Origin of the sequence: Calothrix sp. UHCC 0171 (assembly GCF_034931845.1) — a bacterium.
In the GTDB taxonomy this organism is placed as follows: domain Bacteria; phylum Cyanobacteriota; class Cyanobacteriia; order Cyanobacteriales; family Nostocaceae; genus Brunnivagina.
Genome location: NZ_JAYGHN010000010.1, coordinates 110,105 through 127,964 on the forward strand (window position 1 = coordinate 110,105; position 17,860 = coordinate 127,964).

The 17,860-nt window shown below is 41.5% G+C and carries 16 protein-coding genes and 1 pseudogene; 4 read left to right on the plus strand and 13 right to left on the minus strand.

The genetic code is table 11. From position 1 onward, the window contains the following. Nucleotides 1-102: 102 nt before the first annotated feature. On the minus strand, nt 103-480 hold the full coding sequence (locus VB733_RS10290) for a hypothetical protein (RefSeq protein WP_323339997.1): 378 nt from the start codon (nt 478-480) through the stop codon (nt 103-105). Between the two features lie 319 nt (nt 481-799). On the opposite strand from VB733_RS10290, the gene VB733_RS10295 reads away from it, so the two are divergent. The 4 genes from VB733_RS10295 to VB733_RS10310 all read left to right on the plus strand — a co-directional run bounded on the left by VB733_RS10295 (nt 800) and on the right by VB733_RS10310 (nt 3,670). Next, the gene (locus VB733_RS10295) at nt 800-2,293 is read left to right on the plus strand and encodes an AmpG family muropeptide MFS transporter (protein WP_323339998.1); all 1,494 of its coding nucleotides are present in this window, start codon (nt 800-802) and stop codon (nt 2,291-2,293) included. A gap of 3 nt (nt 2,294-2,296) precedes the next feature. After that, entirely contained in the window at nt 2,297-2,722 is a 426-nt protein-coding gene (locus VB733_RS10300; protein ID WP_323339999.1) for an ABC transporter permease, read from the plus strand. A gap of 154 nt (nt 2,723-2,876) precedes the next feature. Then, nucleotides 2,877-3,062: a hypothetical protein gene (locus tag VB733_RS10305; protein WP_323340000.1), complete on the plus strand. Its 186-nt coding sequence runs from the start codon at nt 2,877-2,879 to the stop codon at nt 3,060-3,062. Nucleotides 3,063-3,262: 200 nt separating this feature from the next. Next, on the plus strand, nt 3,263-3,670 hold the full coding sequence (locus VB733_RS10310) for a GNAT family N-acetyltransferase (protein ID WP_323340001.1): 408 nt from the start codon (nt 3,263-3,265) through the stop codon (nt 3,668-3,670). Nucleotides 3,671-3,814: 144 nt separating this feature from the next. On the opposite strand, the pseudogene arsC reads toward VB733_RS10310, so the two are convergent. The 12 genes and pseudogenes from arsC to VB733_RS10370 form a co-directional block, all read right to left on the minus strand. Continuing rightward, nucleotides 3,815-4,241: pseudogene (gene arsC / locus VB733_RS10315) on the minus strand (arsenate reductase, glutathione/glutaredoxin type). A gap of 27 nt (nt 4,242-4,268) precedes the next feature. Then, nucleotides 4,269-5,420: an ACR3 family arsenite efflux transporter gene (gene arsB, locus VB733_RS10320; protein WP_323340002.1), complete on the minus strand. Its 1,152-nt coding sequence runs from the start codon at nt 5,418-5,420 to the stop codon at nt 4,269-4,271. Between the two features lie 57 nt (nt 5,421-5,477). Continuing rightward, the gene (arsJ, locus tag VB733_RS10325) at nt 5,478-6,740 is read right to left on the minus strand and encodes an organoarsenical effux MFS transporter ArsJ (protein ID WP_323340003.1); all 1,263 of its coding nucleotides are present in this window, start codon (nt 6,738-6,740) and stop codon (nt 5,478-5,480) included. A gap of 172 nt (nt 6,741-6,912) precedes the next feature. Next, nucleotides 6,913-7,935 carry an ArsJ-associated glyceraldehyde-3-phosphate dehydrogenase gene (locus VB733_RS10330; protein WP_323340004.1) on the minus strand — a complete coding sequence of 341 codons (1,023 nt, stop codon included), beginning with the start codon at nt 7,933-7,935 and terminating at the stop codon, nt 6,913-6,915. A gap of 41 nt (nt 7,936-7,976) precedes the next feature. Continuing rightward, the gene (locus tag VB733_RS10335; protein WP_323340005.1) at nt 7,977-9,041 is read right to left on the minus strand and encodes a PstS family phosphate ABC transporter substrate-binding protein; all 1,065 of its coding nucleotides are present in this window, start codon (nt 9,039-9,041) and stop codon (nt 7,977-7,979) included. 485 nt (nt 9,042-9,526) lie between these two features. Next, nucleotides 9,527-9,850 (minus strand): metalloregulator ArsR/SmtB family transcription factor, encoded by a 324-nt coding sequence (locus VB733_RS10340; protein WP_323340006.1) that lies wholly within the window; start codon nt 9,848-9,850, stop codon nt 9,527-9,529. Nucleotides 9,851-9,917: 67 nt separating this feature from the next. Then, nucleotides 9,918-11,327 (minus strand): hypothetical protein, encoded by a 1,410-nt coding sequence (locus VB733_RS10345; RefSeq protein WP_323340007.1) that lies wholly within the window; start codon nt 11,325-11,327, stop codon nt 9,918-9,920. 588 nt (nt 11,328-11,915) lie between these two features. Beyond that, complete coding sequence (locus VB733_RS10350; protein WP_323340008.1) at nt 11,916-13,115, minus strand: aspartate aminotransferase; 1,200 nt, start codon at nt 13,113-13,115, stop codon at nt 11,916-11,918. Continuing rightward, nucleotides 13,112-14,314, minus strand: a complete 1,203-nt coding sequence (locus VB733_RS10355; RefSeq protein ID WP_323340009.1) for an iron-containing alcohol dehydrogenase family protein — start codon at nt 14,312-14,314, stop codon at nt 13,112-13,114. Before VB733_RS10355 ends, VB733_RS10350 begins: the two co-directional genes overlap by 4 nt. 744 nt (nt 14,315-15,058) lie before the next feature. Then, on the minus strand, nt 15,059-15,583 hold the full coding sequence (locus tag VB733_RS10360; protein ID WP_323340010.1) for a Ycf51 family protein: 525 nt from the start codon (nt 15,581-15,583) through the stop codon (nt 15,059-15,061). Between the two features lie 177 nt (nt 15,584-15,760). Further along, complete coding sequence (locus tag VB733_RS10365) at nt 15,761-16,114, minus strand: hypothetical protein (protein ID WP_323340011.1); 354 nt, start codon at nt 16,112-16,114, stop codon at nt 15,761-15,763. A gap of 625 nt (nt 16,115-16,739) precedes the next feature. Next, on the minus strand, nt 16,740-17,825 hold the full coding sequence (locus VB733_RS10370; RefSeq protein ID WP_323340012.1) for an NAD(P)/FAD-dependent oxidoreductase: 1,086 nt from the start codon (nt 17,823-17,825) through the stop codon (nt 16,740-16,742). Nucleotides 17,826-17,860: the final 35 nt, after the last annotated feature.

Sequence of the window (17,860 nt, forward strand, 5' to 3'; positions counted from 1 at the left end):
GTAGCTTTAGCTTCTCGCTCTGCGAGTATTGCGTTAGCGTTAGCTCTCCCGCAGGGAGCATTGTGAATTGGTATGAGAGGAGAATATTTCCCAATTTCCTGATCAAAAATTGACAGTGACAGCTTTCATTTTCAGATAATATAGCTGGATAATTGCCTGAATCATTTCGCTTTGTTCGGAAGATAATTTGAGTTTATCAACGGCTTGGTTTAAACTATCTCCCCCACGCAATAACTTGATCAGTTTCTTTTGTTGCGACTCTTCTAAGACTTTACTAATAGCACGGTTACGTCCTTGATTTACTGCTTGCATCATCTGACGTTGACGTGGAGTCAGTTCCATAACTCTAGTATTGTTTGCAGCAGGGGTGATGTTGGCTTGTGATTGATTTGGTAGTGCGTTGACAATATCTGGTGACAAAAACACAGTTCCAACAATTACTACCCACAAGAATAACCACTTTGCTAAGTAACGAAACATACTCCCCAACTCCTGTGATAACGCCACATAAATAAATTACCAGGAATAGGGAATCACTGACAGATTGTTGATAGATTTAGGTTTTTTTGCGATCGCCTTTATTGCTAAAAGCATAATATTTTTGGAATTAATAATTTTTATGAAAATAAGCTGATAATTGCTTGCAGAAGTTGCGAAAACAAGCAACTACTTAGAGGTCAAGTTAAAACTAAAACCTTGAACCTTTTCCAAGCAATACCTGACATTACACCATAAATATGGCAAGATAACTAAAATTTTTGGTATTTTTTTATCCATCATTGAGGAGAAAACTAACATAGTGAAAGATATTCAAGCCTTGCGACGGGCATTTCAAAGCCGCAAAATGGGCGCATTATTATTACTGGGATTTGCATCAGGATTGCCCTTATTTTTAACAACTCGGACATTACAACCGTGGTTACAAGATGCCAACGTTGACATTGCCCAAATTACCTTATTTAGTTTACTTGGTTTACCATATTCCCTCAAATTTCTGTGGTCGCCACTATTAGACAGGTTTACACCGCCAGTTTTAGGATTAAGAAGGGGTTGGTTAGTAATTACCCAAATCGGCTTAGTAATTGCGATCGCCTCACTCGCTTTCCAACAACCATCGCAAGATAACTCAACTTTACAAATCCTGGCAATCAGCTGTTTAGCAATTACATTTTTGAGCGCAACCCAAGATATTGTCGGGGATGCTTACCGTACTGATGTCCTGGAACCGGAAGAAGCTCAACCAGGTGCATCGGTGTGGGTTTTAGGCTATCGTCTGGCTTTATTTGCCGCACTCCCTTTAGCCTTGTTTCTAGCTGATAGAGGAGTGGGGTGGAACATAATTTATTTCCTGATGGCAGGATTAATGCTAGTAAGTGTATTCGTAACAGTTTGGGCACCCAGGGAACCTCAACTACCGCAGCCATTGTCCAAACCTGCACCATTATCTGGCAAAGATGTAATTTTCCTTGTGTCCATCACTGGATTAGTAACAGGTTTGCTGTGGAGTGTATTTGACGAAAAAATCGAACTAAAACATTTCAACTGGTTTTTAGCAGCATTACTTGTCGCGTGGATTGTCACATCATTGTTAATGCCAGCAGAAGGATTAGAAAACCTCGCCAACCGACCTCCGCAAAACTTACAAGAAGCAATATTCTTACCTTTTAAAGAATTTTTCCTGCGTGTCGGATTACCATTGGGCTGCACTATCCTCGCATTCATTTTCCTTTATAGACTGGGTGATTCCCTTGTTGGCATTACTAGCACTCCATTTTTCCTCCAAACTGGATTCACAAAAACTGATCTTGCGGGAATGTTTTTGGTGGGATTAGTACCTACTACATTTGGTGTGCTGACTGGTGGGATAGTAATGACAAAAGTAGGGGTGAATCGTAGTCTATGGATATTTGGACTGCTGCAACTCATGAGCAACCTCGGATATTATGCCGTTGCGATCGCCGGAAAAAACCTTTCCGTCCTCTTTATTGCCATCAGCATCGAAAACTTTTGTGCTGGACTCGTGACAGTGGTAATGGTGGCATTTTTGATGAGCTTGTGTAATCATCGCTTTACGACCACGCAATTTGCTTTATTTTCGAGTTTAATGGCGATTAGTCGTGATGTACTTTCTGCACCGGCTGGTGAATGGGCAAAAGCAACAGGTTGGTCAACATTCTTTTTATTAACCATTGTCGCCGCTATTCCTGGACTATTACTACTACCATTTGTTGCCCCTTGGAATGCCCAAACAGTAAGAATACCCAGACCTGGGCTTGAAGATAAGGAAATTTAGTATATGGGGCAAAAAGTTGTTATTACAATTTCTACAATTATCCTTTTATTTACAGGAACTTTATTAGGCTACGTTCTCTCGCAGTTGGTTCGCGGTACTTTGGTGCTTAATCTCGTCACCTTTCTGGGAACATTTAGCTTGATTGTGATATTCGCCACCCTTTACTACGTATTATTTTGGGAATTTCGCAAACAGCAAAAACCAAAAAATAGAGGACGCATTCAGCCTCCTAACGGATATAGCAGTATCAATAATGATGAAGAAATTGCACCCAATACTCAACTAAAAAACCGACTCATAAATTTACTATCAGGAGATATTGAAGGAGCTAGTCGTCTCGTCGAACAAGCAAAGCGAACCTATCCCGACATGCCAGAAAATTGGTATTGGGAAAGAGTGATTGCTGATATTGAACGCGATCGCCGTTAATTTAGTTATGGTGAATGGTTAATTGGTAATGGGTAGAGTGATTTGTCTTTGACGATTCCACAATGCCCAATACCAATTCCGCTAAAATAAATTCAGTGTCATTAACAAAAATTCAACTTAATTGCGATCGCGCTACTTTCCTAAAACATAAATCATGGCTATTTTTCGTCAATATATTGCACCCTTGCTTGTTGTTATCATCTTTTTTATCGCTTTAGTCGCAACTAGTGCCCGCATTTTTTTACCTGCTGATATGGCAGCACCCGCACCCGTTGACAGTGGTATCGGCTTGATTATGCCGGCTTCAAACCTGATTCCCACTTCTTTGGCATCGTTTTAACTAATTGCCACCCAATTTTGGGGAGAAGAATTTTAATATTTCATCAATCCTTCGGAAAATTTCCCGAAGGATATTTTTTACGAGGATTTTATGCGAAGTTTGATATAGATGAGTTTCCCTAGACTATTTTGACTGTTTTAATACCTGGTTATCATATTGTTCAAGGCTCGACTTCAGATCGAGGTTTACTTTTCCAGTTTATGAAGAGAACCTATGAGGATATTTTTCCGAACCAAGATTTTTCCCATCTCTTGCAAACAGTTGAGCAATATTTATCTAATGACACACCCCTGTGGTGGGTTAATTTTGTCGGAGAAGAGGTAGGTGATTTTCCCTCTCCAATTGCTTGTCTATGGATGGGAAATGCGATCAACCAAATAACAGGTTTGCGCCATGCCCATTTATTTTTACTCTACGTTCTTCCCGAACACCGCAGACGAGGAGTTGGTAAGGCATTGATACAGTATGCGGAAACCTGGGCAAAAAAACGCGGTGATCAACAAATTGGACTGCAAGTATTTACTAACAATCTACCTGCACTGAACTTATATAATCAACTTGGTTTTCAAACACAATCTTTATGGATGATCAAGCTCATAGATAAGTAGATCAGCTGATGTGCAGCTAAATCATATAAGTCAAAAACCCAAAATAATTCTAGTGCGGAGAGGAGTTTCCGGGGAGATGTTCTTCACGGAAAACTCCGGGGACGGAAAGCCCGCGTCTCATATACAAATTAAATGCGCCACAGCTTATTCTTGAACCCTTAACGTTTCTACACTTTCGCTGAGTGCTGCAATTAATTTTATCACTCGTTCTTTTACTTGCTCTCGAACCACACGAAATGTATCAATTGATTCACCCTCTGGGTCTGGAAGTTGCCAGTCTTCAAATACCTCTCTGAGAACCCAAGCTTCGGGTAAATTGGCACCACAACCACACAAAGAAATGACAACATTGTAGTCTTGAGGATTAAATTCCCTGAGGGCTTTAGAACTTTGATTGCTAATATCAATACCAATTTCTGACATGACTTCAACTGCGATCGCATCTACATGACTGGCTTCCAAACCTGCGCTTGTGACTGCAATTTTACCTTCACTTAAGATACGGGTAAAAGCCTCAGCCATCTGCGATCGCCGAGAATTTTTTTTTACAGACAAACATTACTTTTTTCATGGTGTCAGCAATTAATATTGCACCTAACTACTCAAAATAACTAACACAGCGTGGGTCACGTAAAGTTGCTTTTTCCGGTTCCCGGGGAAACCATGCGGCTGTACGTTTACAAAACTCCACCAGCATCAACATTACAGGGACTTCGATTAAAACCCCTACAACTGTAGCCAGTGCTGCACCAGAATTTAAGCCAAACAACATCACAGCAGTTGCGATCGCTACCTCAAAGTGATTACTAGCTCCAATTAATGCTGCTGGTGCTGCATCTTCGTAAGATAAGTTCAATTTTAATGCGGCTACGTAACTAATTAAAAAAATAAAATTTGTCTGTAGAAATAACGGTACAGCAATCAATAAAATATGTAACGGATTCTTGACTATTAGCTCACCTTTAAATGCAAATAACAGGACTAGGGTAATTAATAGGGCGCTGGTTGCCACCGGATTTAGATATTTTAAAAATTTCCGTTCAAACCACTCTTTCCCTTTGTGTTGAAAAATCCAATAACGACTGTACATGCCTGCGATTAAAGGCAATCCCACATAAATTAATACAGATAGAACAATGGTTTGCCAAGGTACAACCAAATCATTCGCAGCTAATAACCATCTTCCTAAAGGTGCATATAAAAATAACATTGCCAGGGAATTGACTGCAACCATTACTAAAGTATGTCCTTGGTTACCGTAGGAAAGATAACCCCACATCAACACCATTGCCGTACAAGGTGCAATTCCTAATAATATTGTCCCGGCGATGTAGGAATTTGTCAGAGAAACTTCCACACCACGAATTATTTCTGTCTCTATGATAAAAGAACGAAATAACCACCCCAAGAAAAATTTAGCAATTACAACCATTGTGAAAGGTTTGATTAACCAATTCACAACTAGCGTTAAAATTACTGGTTTTGGAGTTCTGAGGGCATTTTTAGCTTGAGTGAAATCAATTTTTACCATGATGGGATACATCATGAAAAATAAGCAAATAGCAATGGGAATTGAGACTTGATATACACTCATCGCATCTAATGCTAAGGCTACCCCAGGAAATAATTTTCCCAAGGTGATACCAGCAAAGATGCACAAAAATACCCAGACTGTGAGATATCTTTCAAAAAAGCTCAGGTTACTGCCCGCAGCTGCTGGTGTTTTTTTGATTGGTTGATTTGTATTCATAATTAATGCTGACTCTGAAGATGGAAGGTGGAAATTTTAGCTGACAACCTTCGTTTGTTAATCTCCATCCCCAGCTTTCCAAGCTATATTTTTACTTGGTTTTGGGTTTGGTAGTTTTAAAGTAACTAAAGCTGCCGCCAGGACAAAAAACATCGATGTCCATAAACAGCCGATTAAGCCACAAAACTGATAAATTAAACCTGACAAAACTGTACCAGCTAATCGACCACCAGAATTTGCCATGTAATAAAAACCAACATTGAGTGCGACTTTGTCATCATCGGTAAAAGCCAGCACTAAATATGAGTGAACTGCGGAATTGAAGGCAAATACGACACCAAACAGCATTAAACCAGCAACTATGACTAGATTACCTGGTATACCTAATTGCAGCGCGATCGCGATCGCAGCTGGTACTATTGTTAAAGTAAATGTCCAAAACTGAACGGTGTTTGCTTGCGGTGGACGACCGGAACCAAATCGCTTAATCAATGTTGGTGCTAGGGATTGGATGATACCATAACCAATTACCCAGCAGGCGAGGAATCCACCTACTTGATAAAATGACCAGCCCAATGCACTACGTAAAAATACTGGCAGAGCTACAACAAACCATACATCTCTCGAACCAAATAGAAAGAATCGTGCCGCCGAGAGAATATTAATTTCTTCACTCTTAGAAAATAGTTGACTAAACTTGACTTTTTTCTTGATTTTGCCCATTCCCTTGGGTAATAACATCCCCGTGAACATAATCAAGAATAGTCCAATAGCCATAATCCACAGGGAATTAATAAAGCCAAATCCACCCAGCAAGGCGCTACCAACAAAAAAACCAACTCCCTTGAGGGCATTTTTGGAACCTGTGAGAATTGCCACCCATTTAAACAGGGAAGATTGGGCATCTTGGGGTACAACTAAGCGAATGGCACTTTTGGTACTCATTTTGGTTAAGTCTTTGGCAATCCCAGAAAATGCCTGCGCCACCATGACGTAAGTTACAGCCATCCACTGTGCCCAACCAGGATTTAACCAAGAGAGCATGACTAGAGAAAAAATCTGTAGTCCAATGCCAGTATAAAGAGTTATTTTCAGCCCAAATTGAGAACCAATCCAGCCACCAAGAAAGTTGGTGATGATGCCGAAAACTTCGTAGAACAGGAACAAAGAAGCAATTTGGATGGGAGTATAACCAATGTTGTTGAAATAGAGCAACACCAGCATTCGCAGGGCACCATCAGTGATAGTAAATCCCCAATAAGCTAGTGTCACCAGAATATAATTCTTAAAATTGGCACTAGAAGCAGTTGTGGAACTCATGAGTAGTTTCAATTCTCCAAAAAGATGATGAAGGGAGATGGGGGGGGGCGGGGACGCGGAGATGGGGAGATGGGGGCGCAAATTCAGACAGGGAATTAGTAAGGTCAAATTTTGCCTTTCAATTCGCCACTAATTTACGCAAAGACTCAGAATTGGGGGATGAAAGAGCATCTCAAGCCGACTTCAGACTTAAAGCCACCTTACGAGCCAGTTCTACCATCCGGTTGGCATAACCCCACTCATTGTCATACCAGGCAAGGATTTTCACCTGCGTTTCATCCACAACCATTGTCGAAAGAGCATCAATAATAGAAGAACGAGGATCATCTTTGTAATCGATAGAAACTAAAGGACGCTCCTCATACCCCAAAATTCCTTGAAGCGGTGCTTGTTCGGAGGCTGCTTTCAGCAACCCATTCACTTCTTCTACAGTAGTTGGTCTGACAACTTCAAAGACACAATCTGTTAAGGAAGCATTGAGCAAAGGTACTCGCACAGCCAAGCCGTTGAGCTTACCATTCAATTCCGGATAAATTAAGCCAATTGCTGTTGCCGAACCTGTGGTAGTGGGAATCAAAGACAAACTAGTGGCTCTGGCTCGACGTAAATCTTTGTGAGGTGCATCGACAATAGTTTGGGTGTTGGTATTGTCATGAACCGTGGTAATGATGCCATGTTTAATCCCCAAACCTTCATGAATTACCTTCACCACTGGAGCTAAACAATTTGTCGTACAAGAGGCGGCAGTGAGGAGATGATGTTGTTCCGGCTGATAAAGATGATCATTAACTCCCATGACAATATTTAGCGCTCCTTCCTTCACCGGAGCAGCCACAATTACCTTCTCCACTCCCCGCTTAAAATAGGGATCGAGGGTTGCTGTCGTCCGAAACTTACCAGAGCATTCCAGCACCACATCCACACCCAAATCTTCCCAAGGAACTTCACCTGGTTGCGAATACTCACTAAAACTCAGCGCGCTTTTTCCATCAATGCAAATGCGATCGCCTTGGGCTTCTACTTCCGGTGCCCAACGTCCGTGAACGGAGTCAAATTTGAGTAAATGGGCTGCTGTGATGGCTCCACCTTTAACTTCGTTAATATGCACAAACTCTAATTCTGACCATCCCCATGCTGCCCGCAAAGCTAGTCTACCGATTCTGCCAAATCCATTGATACCAACACGAATACTCATTGATGTAGCCACCTTCTTGCTAATATTTAAATTTACGACTGCTAAAATTGCTTTTGTTTTCGCAACAATGCGCTAATAGTCAAATCAAATTTTGCTTCTCCAGCAAACACAGTGCCTACTTTGCCGTTATTTAAGTGAACTTGGTTGATTTGGTATGCTTCTTCTGGTAAGGGTACGTAACCGACGGCGCTGGCTGCTTTCGGTGCTTGTTTGATGTAGAAGTTGGCAAATTCGTAAACAGCTTCCTTCTTCTTCGACCAGGGATTGACATACACAAACAAAGGTCGGGAAAGTGGTTGATACTGGGCTTTTTCGACGGTTTGCAGCGATGGTAAGACTACACCCTTACCGCCATCGATACCCAAAGCCTTCAATTTGCCTTGACTTTCCTGGTAATAAGCGTAACCAAAGTAACCCAACGCCCCTTTATCGGCAATGATGCCTCTAACTAACTCGTCATCATTTTCGCTGCCTTTATAGTCATTGCGGCTAGATTGGGCTTTGCCCACGATCGCTTCAGTAAAGTAGTCGAAAGTACCTGATTTTTTCCCAGCACCGTATAAATTCAGAGGTTGATTGGGATAGGATGCACGTACTTGATTCCAGTTCTTAATTTTACCTTCAGCAGCAGGTTCCCAAATCTTCTTCAACTCTTCGACAGTAATATCTTCTGCCCATGTATTCTGCGGATTTACGACCACACTTAAAGCATCAAATGCGACCGGAAGTTCTATATATCCAATCCCATTTTGACGACATACCTCCATCTCTTTTTTAGTGATTGGACGTGAGGCATTATTAATATCAGTTTCACCAGTACAGAATTTGTCAAATCCGCCGCTAGTACCGGAAACCTTCAACTCTACCTGTGCTTTTTTGTTCGATTTCGCTTGAAATTCTTTGGCAACTGCTTGTGTAATTGGAAATACTGTACTCGAACCATCAACCTTGACAATTGTCAGACTTTCAGATGCTGCAACTTCTTTCACTGATTGTGACTGGTTGGCATCTGAAGGTACTGTTGATGATTTGGGCGTAGCTGTACAACTAGCTGTCAGCGCTAATAGCCCAAACGCGATCGCCTGTTTCATGACCCTTACGTTCATGGACTTCACCTGTATGACTTATATTAAAACTATACACATCTCATTTCAAAAAAAATTGATATGTCAATTGTCATAATACTATCAGATGTGGAAAAACATCAAAAAAAATTGATGGATAAAGCAATGTACAAATGTTACGAAATCGGCTAAATGATTCTCAGGCTTCTGGGGCGTTGCCTAAGTGGTCGTGTAAAAATAAATTGAACAAGTAGTGTGGGCAGCGTTCGATGGTTCCTGAGCCTTGTCGAAGGACTGACTTGTACTGCGATGCCCTGAGCTTGTCGAACGCGAGTGCGTCTCCAACAGGAGAAGGGAGCTTTACCGAAGTAGCCCTCACGCGGCTCGACTGAGCTTCGCCGAACGTCCGAAGTCTTGCCCACCTTTGGGAAATAGCAAGCGAGACGCTTGCACTACTTAGTTTTACATGATTCCTAATTGTCGGATGATGTTGGCATTTCATCAAATCATTGCCCTGTGATATCAAGTTAATCCTTGCAGCAAGGAGCAGGCAAGATATCGCGAATCCGGCTAAAATCAGTCAAATACTCTGCTATAATCGTAAATTGAGCCTGATTTAGGCTGTAGTAAATCCAGCGTCCTTGGTGACGGGAATCCACAAAACCAGCTTCCTTGAGGATTTTGAGGTGGAAAGATAGCTTGGATTGGGTGACATCTAAAGCTGAACATAAATCGCAAACACATTGTTCCTGTTGTCGTAATAGCTCCAAAACCCGAATTCGTAAAGGGTCTGACAATGCATGAAAACTGGACGCGATATGATTGGGAGCTACGACACTGGGAGTTGACATTGATACTTATTATTTATTTTACTTATATGTTTCTATTTCGATTATGGGATCATTTTTGGGAAAATAGCTAGGACAATTGCACTTGACAATTTGAGTTTGTAGTACGGGTAATGCTGTAACAACGACCCATTGCTGTTTTGCGGCTTTCAAACAACTGTAGCAAAGCATCAATAATATTTTCGACGAGGGGAGGGGAAAAACCGCCAATAAATTCCTCTGAAGAAATATTATCTTGAAAAAATTGTTTGCTGCGATCGCACTGGTGGTAAATTGCCTCGAAGCCGATGGATTTAACAATAAATGTGGCAATTGGTGAGTGCTGTAAATCGCTATGGATACTTTTGGCACGTCCGATAGTCAGTAAGTCGAATACTTCTTTTTCGATATCGGTTCTCGGTGAATAGGGATTGTCAACTTCCGGCAGGAAATGTTCCAGGGGCATAAAGGTAAAACCACGCAGGGGAATTTCCCCCATCATGATGGTAAGGGGAATATCCACACCAATAGTTAATGACATGGCTTCAATTAAAGCGATCGTCACTAGTTTAGATTGTAAATATAGTTGAGCAATTTTGAGGTTGCGACTGGCACGTTTGTACAATAGCTCGTAACTACAATTATCCGGTTCGCCACGAAACTGATGAAAAATCAACTGGGGATCGAGGGAACTCATAAAGCCTTCGATGGTTTGGATAGCACTGCGGTAATCACCAACCGTATAAGCACCCATTGTACTCAGGTTGTGGTTAGTTTCCGGCAATAAATTCCAAGTATTTGCCAAAAATTCTGCGGCTTGGGGATGGGCAAAACTACTGACATCACGATTTGCCATCCGCACACTGGCTTTGACAGTTTCCACAATTTCTGCGTCAGTCAATCCCAAATTAAATTCAATATTGGTATTTTGTAAACGTTTGTAAAGGCGATCGCTGGCAGTTAATCCATCTTTAGTTTCGCCACGAAAAGGAATCGTTGCTTCAATACAAGCGACAATCTGCAAGATATGTGGCGGTAATACAAACGGTTCCAAGACTTTGGCGGCAACCAAAGCACTCAAAAATTCATTTTGCCCGGCATAGGGGTTGAGTATTTGTCCTGGCACAAAGCCAAATACGGAAGCAACGAGGGCAAATGTGTTATCTGGGGGCAGTTGTGCTGATTTGCGAATCGTCAAGTTGCTGTTAATTTCTGTAATGAAGGGGGAAATGTAGTAACTCAGATTCAAGTTAATGCTTAAATCGACTTGAAGATAAACCAAGTCATGAAATAGCGCCGCTAAGACTTCTATTGGCTTTCCAGTACCACCCACTTCAAATATATGCTGTGGAGTATGAAAATATCGCCAAGGTCCCGTCATTGGCTGCACAATCAAATCAGCTATCTTCGCTAACTGATGCGACTGAATTTCTAATTTGAGACTCTTAGTTGCCCATGTCAATCGCTTTAAGCATTTTTCATACGCTTGTGCGCTATCCATTAGAAATCCTCGTTCTACACAGTTTAAAATAAGTAAAAAATAAAATCTATAAAAAAGAAAAAAGAAAAATAGTCTGTAGCAACACCCTAGTATATGAAGGCAAAAGAAAGAAAGAGTATTTTATAAGCTTTTCAACCATTTTTTAGATGGTAGCTTGATTTCCGCCTTTGTATGCTAGTGGTTTGCCCAGCTCAATCGGAGCGAAGGGGATACGGACTTATTCGAGGTTCGCCAGTCCACTCTCTTGAGGTTTTATGTTTAATTAACCAAACCTACCTACTTAGGTTGATATCCACCAGTCGCAAATAATACCCTAGCCTGATATTATTTGTTGATAAATTCAACTAAAAGCTATCCGTTGAGATGTCTTTAATAGTTAGTGGAACAGAAACTAAATATGTATCTATTTAGTCGCGCTTCTCCATATATAAGACAATATTGGCTGATTGGATATCCGGTAAACTATGGAAAGTTATTTCAGTAATTACACTAGCATTGTTGCTTTTACACAGTAAAAATTAGCTCCCATGCATTGATGAGAGCTTCATTAACCGTAAGTAGGTATCTGAATATTTAATACAATTGCAATTAGGCAAAGGCTTCCGATTTGTAACGAATCCCAGCTTGTTGCAGACGACGCAATACTTCACCCAGGCGATCGCAATCTGCAATCAAACTAACACGCACGTACCCTTCGCCACCAGAGCCAAAGGCATTACCGGGTGTCATCACCACACCTGTTTTCTGTAATACATCTAAAGCAAAGTCTGTAGAACTCATCCCCGATGGGCAGGGAACCCATAAGTACATTGTTGCCTGGGTTTTGGGTAAATCCCAACCCAACTGTGATAAGCCTTGAATGAGGAAATCACGGCGAGTCTGGTAGCGATTTTGTACCTCAACTAAATAACTATCGGGTAGTTGTAATGCCGTTTCGGCGGCGGCTTGTAAAGCTGCAAAAATCCCATAGTCCAAATTCGTCTTCAAAGTCCGTAAACCCTGAATAACTTGGCGGTTCCCTACCACAAAACCAACCCGCCAACCCGCCATATTATAGGTTTTTGACATGGTGTGAAACTCCACACCGATATCTTTAGCACCGGGGATTTCCAATAAACTCGTTGGTTGATAGCCATCAAACGCTAATTCGGCATAACATAGGTCATGGACGAGCAAAATCTCATACCTACGGGCAAAAGCAACAATTTCCTCAAAAAATTCACGAGGTGCGATCGCTGCTGTCGGGTTACTGGGATAATTAAAGTAGAGAATTTTGGCTCTTCGCGCCACTTCGTCGGGAATTGCCGTCAAATCAATCAACCAGTTATTTTCCGGTTTCAGATGCAAACTATAAACATCTCCCCCAGCAATTAGGGGACCACGAAAATGTACGGGATATGATGGTGAAGGTACTAGTACCACATCCCCAGGATTGATGTAAGCTAATGCTAAATGTCCTAACCCTTCTTTAGAACCTAGTAGTGGCAAAGCCTCGCTATCGGGGTCAAGAGTAACACCATAACGTCGATGATACCAAGTTGTGATGGCATGACGAAAATTCGCAGTCCCTTCAAAGGGGGGATATCCGTGATTGGCAGGATTTTGCAAAGCCCTCACTGCTGCTTCAATTACGGGTTGAGGTGTTGCCCCATCAGGGTTTCCCATCCCCAAATCAATCAAGTCTAATCCTTGTTCCCTCGCCTTTGCCTTGAGTTCATCCAACCTCGCAAACGGGTAAGCAGGTAATTTCTTGATACGTTCTGCTGGGTTAATCCAATTTAAGCTCATCCTTCAACCTCGTCACTCAAACCCCGAACAGAAACACGATTCATGGTATCTTTCGCCTCCATTGGTGCAGTCGTTGACACCATTGCTGCCATTAACTGCTCCAGGGACACCTTGAATGGTAATCTGTGAATATCTGATTTGGGTTCGAGGGCAATTTCTGCGGCTTTTTGTAACTGCTTGAGAGTTGCATCACCCAAACCTAAATCATCTAAACTGCTTGGCAAGCCGATTTCTGTATAGAATTTCAATAGTTGCTGTCTGGCGGCGCTGGCGAGTTGATTCCCTTGTACCATCTCCTCTAACCGCAACTGTACCAAAATCCCAAAAGCGACCTTTTCACCGTGGATACTTTTCTTTAAGTCACCATGCCCACAAATATGCGTTAATCCATTATGCACAGCATGGGCAGCAACAGTACGGCACTGGGCACCACCAAGTCCACCAATCACACCAGCTAGTAACACCGAAGCATCAACAACCTCGCGCCAAGTCTCACCTCCAGGTTCTTGGAGTGCAGCTACCGACTTTTGCAAGAGAATATCCCGCAATACTCGCGCTTGTTGAACTGCGGCAATAATGATTGTTTGTTCCGAATTCCCACTACTAACAGATGCTTCATACCATTTAGCGATCGCATCTCCTATTCCTGCTACTAAAGTTCGTTGTGGTGCAGTCTGTACTAAATCATAATCTAAAATCAGCAAATCGGGACAACGGGATAAGCCAACATCGTACAGAAAAGCCCCATCATCCGAATATACATTCGATAGCGCTGTCCAGGCTGCACAGGTTGCACCGGAAGTCGGCACTGTCACCACAGGTAAATTCAATTGGTGGGCGATTAATTTTGCTGTATCCAAAGCCTTACCACCACCAACACCGATAATGACATCGGCTTTATGTTCCTTTGAGGTACTACGAAGAGTTCGCAAACTCTCTTCGCTACAATCAGGACTATAGTAAGTCTTTTTGACATCCAAAGACTTAGCTTTAAACAGGGGTTGCAAGAGTGTGTCAATTGCAGCCAGGGTATTTTTTCCACCAATTACTAGAGGGCGTGTACCCAAACGGGCAATGTCCTCAACAGCAGTTGCCAAAATCTGAGAACCACGAATTACCTTCGCCGGCGCAACCGCAAGGAAAGATATACAACTAACAGTTTGAGTAGACAACTTTTCGGTTAAAAATTTATTCGGCATATAACTAATTAACTAACAGTAACATTTCTGCATACTCTTAATAAAGATTTGTTGTTAGTTTTTAGTTTTTTGTCAATTATTGCTAACAACTCACCATCTGCGCTGGGAAAAGCGAAATCATGAAGATAAATATTTTATCTCATTCATTTCGTCAATAATAAATATTGTATATTCAAATACAGATTTCCGAAGTGAGCATGGGTAGTAAGGGACAAAAATCTCCGCGTCAATCTCAACCGTCAATTCTGGGTTGGCGAATCACTAGGCAACCATAATTAGCTGTACTGACACTCCGGCTTCAGTCTTTGGTTGTGTCAAAACTAATTTGCACAAGCTTGGATATTTGATTATGTATGCTGCGGGCGAGAAAGCTGACGCAGTCAATGTTGCATGTTTTTGCGTCAGTCCCCATGATTCCCTGATTCAACAAAGCCTTGTTTAACAAAGCCTGGGGGTTTAATTCCCCTATCTCTACAGACAGCTTGTTTTGTATCGGGGTAAAATCCCCGCCACAAAACGCAATTGCGAATTGCGTAGCTTGCTTCTCGCGGAGCGAGTATTGCGAATTGCGTAGCTTTAGCTTCTCGCTCTGCGAGTATTGCGAATTGTTTTAATGACTATCTATAACTAGTTCACCAAAAATAGTCCACCAAAGTAACTTTGCAGGGATAAAAATCTCCGCGTCCCCGCGTCTCCCCCTCTCCAAGTCAATCTTAACCCCCCTCTCCCAGTCATGGCAAACCACTAGGAAGCTCTAGAATTTCCTAGCTGGGCAAATTTATCTTCATAAATTTCAATCGCCATAGCCGCATCTTCACGACTAGATAAGGAACGTTGCACCTGCCCTAAAAATAAAGGTACGGAAAGACCATCTTCCGGGTGAATCACGGTACGAGCGCGAATTGTTAAATTTCCATTACCACCAGCACCTAAGCGCCCATAAGAATACAAGTCACTGGCTGCTTGCCGAAGAGTCGCATCTAATTGTGTAGGAGTCACAGTTTGTGGTAGAGCAATCACAACTTGTGTCGCCCCGTTATCGTAAATTCTACTGTAGTGTATGGCACCAGGAATTTCTGTCCGCATCAAAGGTGCTAGCGACAAGGCAAATAAACCAGCTGTCACCACCAACATAAATCCTGTTGTACCCACCAAGCGAAAGCGAATACCCCATTTGAGCACAAAACCCAAAATTGCGATCGCGGCAAATGCTAATGTAGCAATTCCTGACCATTGAGTATATTTGAGAAAATCAAGTTGAATATCCATAATTACTCAGCTATTCAGTTATTTTAACTTTTGTTAACTAATCATCAATATAAATATTTTACTGTTAAAGGGTACAATCTTGCCTAGTGAGAGGAAATCACAAAAAATGGGGATTTAACCCCATAAAAACTTAAGATGTATGTGTTCATGACTGTTAACTTTGAAATCATTAATTACCTAACCAAACCAATGGGAAGGTTCGCATCCCGGCTGAATGGTATCGCAAAGCAAAAGACTAATCCATTCAGATTTTTCTTGCATGATGGCATAGATACCTTGATGAATGAGGCTTTGAAGGTATAACTGTGCTTCTAATGGGTTGCGTGGCAATTTACTATTAATTGCACAAACTGCATCTAATTTATAATCGCTATCAAAACAGGGTATTCTATTCACTACGTAATCTATCAGTTCTTGGCGTAGGTCGGGAACCGCAAAGACTTTTTGATAAGGGTTATAAGCATATGTGTCCAAAACCTTTTGAATTTCCCCGACTACTGATTTTGGGGTGAAACGCACTACCGTATACATTATTTTATACTCCTTTTTTAGCCGTATTCCTAGTAAAATCGACAGACTGTTAGATTGGTTTTGCTAACACAATTTTACCTAACCTGGAATATTCCTATCTCAACTAGTAAACTCAGCTTTTTGTTTATTTGCACAGGCTGACGTAGTCGTGAAAATAACCACTAATTTTTGTTAGGAACTGGTTCTGTTCTAATCCAACTGCTTAAGCAAAATCCTAGTTTTGAAACAAAAGTTTACCTTCAGTTTTACTTCTTCTAAATAAAAATATTGTCACTGAAGCAGTCAACTTTAACTGATGAAGTAAAATCCATATCTATACTTAATTATTTCTCTTAATCAGATTACTTAGCGACAAAATTCATAAAAATCATCATGAACATAAATCACTACTGAGTTCAGCTTTGAAGAAGCATCAATTATGAAGCGATTGATGACATTTAATCGAGGCTTTTCCAGCTTGAGAGTGTCAGAAATATTGTTGCAGAAATAACAATAGAAAAAAGCCAAAAAATGACTAATACAGTTCGGCGGAAATGAACCAACCATTCTAAAGTGACAAAAAGCTTATTTTAGAGGCTTTATTCCTTCTGCCTTTTGCCTTCTTACTTCTGCCTTCACGTACTAACTAAAACAGAATTTCCCAGAATTTTTTGTCAGGCAAAATACGCTGTTGTAGTTGCGTATTAATTTTAGCAGCCGCAGCAATTCCAGAATTCATAGCACCTGGAATCAAATTACCTCCACACCAATCGCCGCAAGCGACTAAAGGAGAGTCACCCTCAACAGCTAAAAAGCTTGTGGTTAAAGGATTACGGGGGAAAGCATAACGCCAACGATGAACCTGTATCCATTCAGGGGAAGCAAGCCAACGTAGCTCTGTACAATCCGCAGCAGCTTGTAAAATTTGTTTGCCAGTTGATTGTAAATCTTGAGTTTCCAAATGCTGTTGAGCAAAATTAGCGCTACTTTGGACAACAAAAATTGGCTGAGTGGGGTTTAAACGCTTGCTGCTGTCAAAACCAATCCAGCCCAGGATGTGATCATCTTTAATTGTGACAGCATTCCATTGGGGCAGAGGTGGCGATGTCACTGGATATCCAGCCATAACACTAATACTAGGGAAAAATTCGAGCGATCGCAGTTTTTCAAAAAATGTCGAATCAAGTAGCTCTGTTTCTAATGGTTGCAACAATTCTAAGGCTTGAGGTGCGGGAATGGCGATGACTACAGCTTTAGCAGTGATGGGGGAATTGCTACTGCCATCGTTAGATGCCAAAGTCAAATGCCAGTGCTTATCAGCAGTTAAATTCACGCCAATAACACGTTGATTGAGAGTAATATTTAAACCCTTGGCGAGAAATTTCGCAATGGAACTCATTCCCGCAGGCGCAATATAGGCAGGCGATGTTGACGGGATGGAGATACTATCCTCTGGCGAGGATGTTGATTTTTCCAGAAAAATACCATCCCAAACTTGAAGCACACCATTATCGCAGAGTAACTCGATTAACTCAGTTAAAATTTCGCCCTTAGACTTGAGATAACAAGCACCATGATCGACTATAGAGCCTTCCAGCAGACGACGAGTTGCAACTCTACCACCCAAACCGCGAGATTTTTCGACTACTAATACCGAATATCCAGCTTGGCTCAATTGCTGGGCACATACTAAACCTGAGATTCCAGCGCCGATTACGATAATATCTGTCATTGGCTATTGGTTAATAGATATTGGTTAAGAATATA

Bases quoted from the DNA above. Each gene is read 5' to 3' on its own strand.
- VB733_RS10330 (WP_323340004.1), bottom strand. From the start codon at position 7,935: ATGAGTATTCGTGTTGGTATCAATGGATTTGGCAGAATCGGTAGACTA.
- VB733_RS10365 (WP_323340011.1), bottom strand. From the start codon at position 16,114: ATGTATACGGTAGTGCGTTTCACCCCAAAATCAGTAGTCGGGGAAATT.
- VB733_RS10345 (WP_323340007.1), bottom strand. From the start codon at position 11,327: ATGGATAGCGCACAAGCGTATGAAAAATGCTTAAAGCGATTGACATGG.
- VB733_RS10305 (WP_323340000.1), top strand. From the start codon at position 2,877: ATGGCTATTTTTCGTCAATATATTGCACCCTTGCTTGTTGTTATCATC.
- VB733_RS10300 (WP_323339999.1), top strand. From the start codon at position 2,297: ATGGGGCAAAAAGTTGTTATTACAATTTCTACAATTATCCTTTTATTT.
- VB733_RS10340 (WP_323340006.1), bottom strand. From the start codon at position 9,850: ATGTCAACTCCCAGTGTCGTAGCTCCCAATCATATCGCGTCCAGTTTT.
- VB733_RS10360 (WP_323340010.1), bottom strand. From the start codon at position 15,583: ATGGATATTCAACTTGATTTTCTCAAATATACTCAATGGTCAGGAATT.
- VB733_RS10290 (WP_323339997.1), bottom strand. From the start codon at position 480: ATGTTTCGTTACTTAGCAAAGTGGTTATTCTTGTGGGTAGTAATTGTT.
- VB733_RS10355 (WP_323340009.1), bottom strand. From the start codon at position 14,314: ATGCCGAATAAATTTTTAACCGAAAAGTTGTCTACTCAAACTGTTAGT.
- VB733_RS10350 (WP_323340008.1), bottom strand. From the start codon at position 13,115: ATGAGCTTAAATTGGATTAACCCAGCAGAACGTATCAAGAAATTACCT.
- VB733_RS10370 (WP_323340012.1), bottom strand. From the start codon at position 17,825: ATGACAGATATTATCGTAATCGGCGCTGGAATCTCAGGTTTAGTATGT.
- arsJ (WP_323340003.1), bottom strand. From the start codon at position 6,740: ATGAGTTCCACAACTGCTTCTAGTGCCAATTTTAAGAATTATATTCTG.
- arsB (WP_323340002.1), bottom strand. From the start codon at position 5,420: ATGAATACAAATCAACCAATCAAAAAAACACCAGCAGCTGCGGGCAGT.
- VB733_RS10310 (WP_323340001.1), top strand. From the start codon at position 3,263: ATGAAGAGAACCTATGAGGATATTTTTCCGAACCAAGATTTTTCCCAT.
- VB733_RS10335 (WP_323340005.1), bottom strand. From the start codon at position 9,041: ATGAACGTAAGGGTCATGAAACAGGCGATCGCGTTTGGGCTATTAGCG.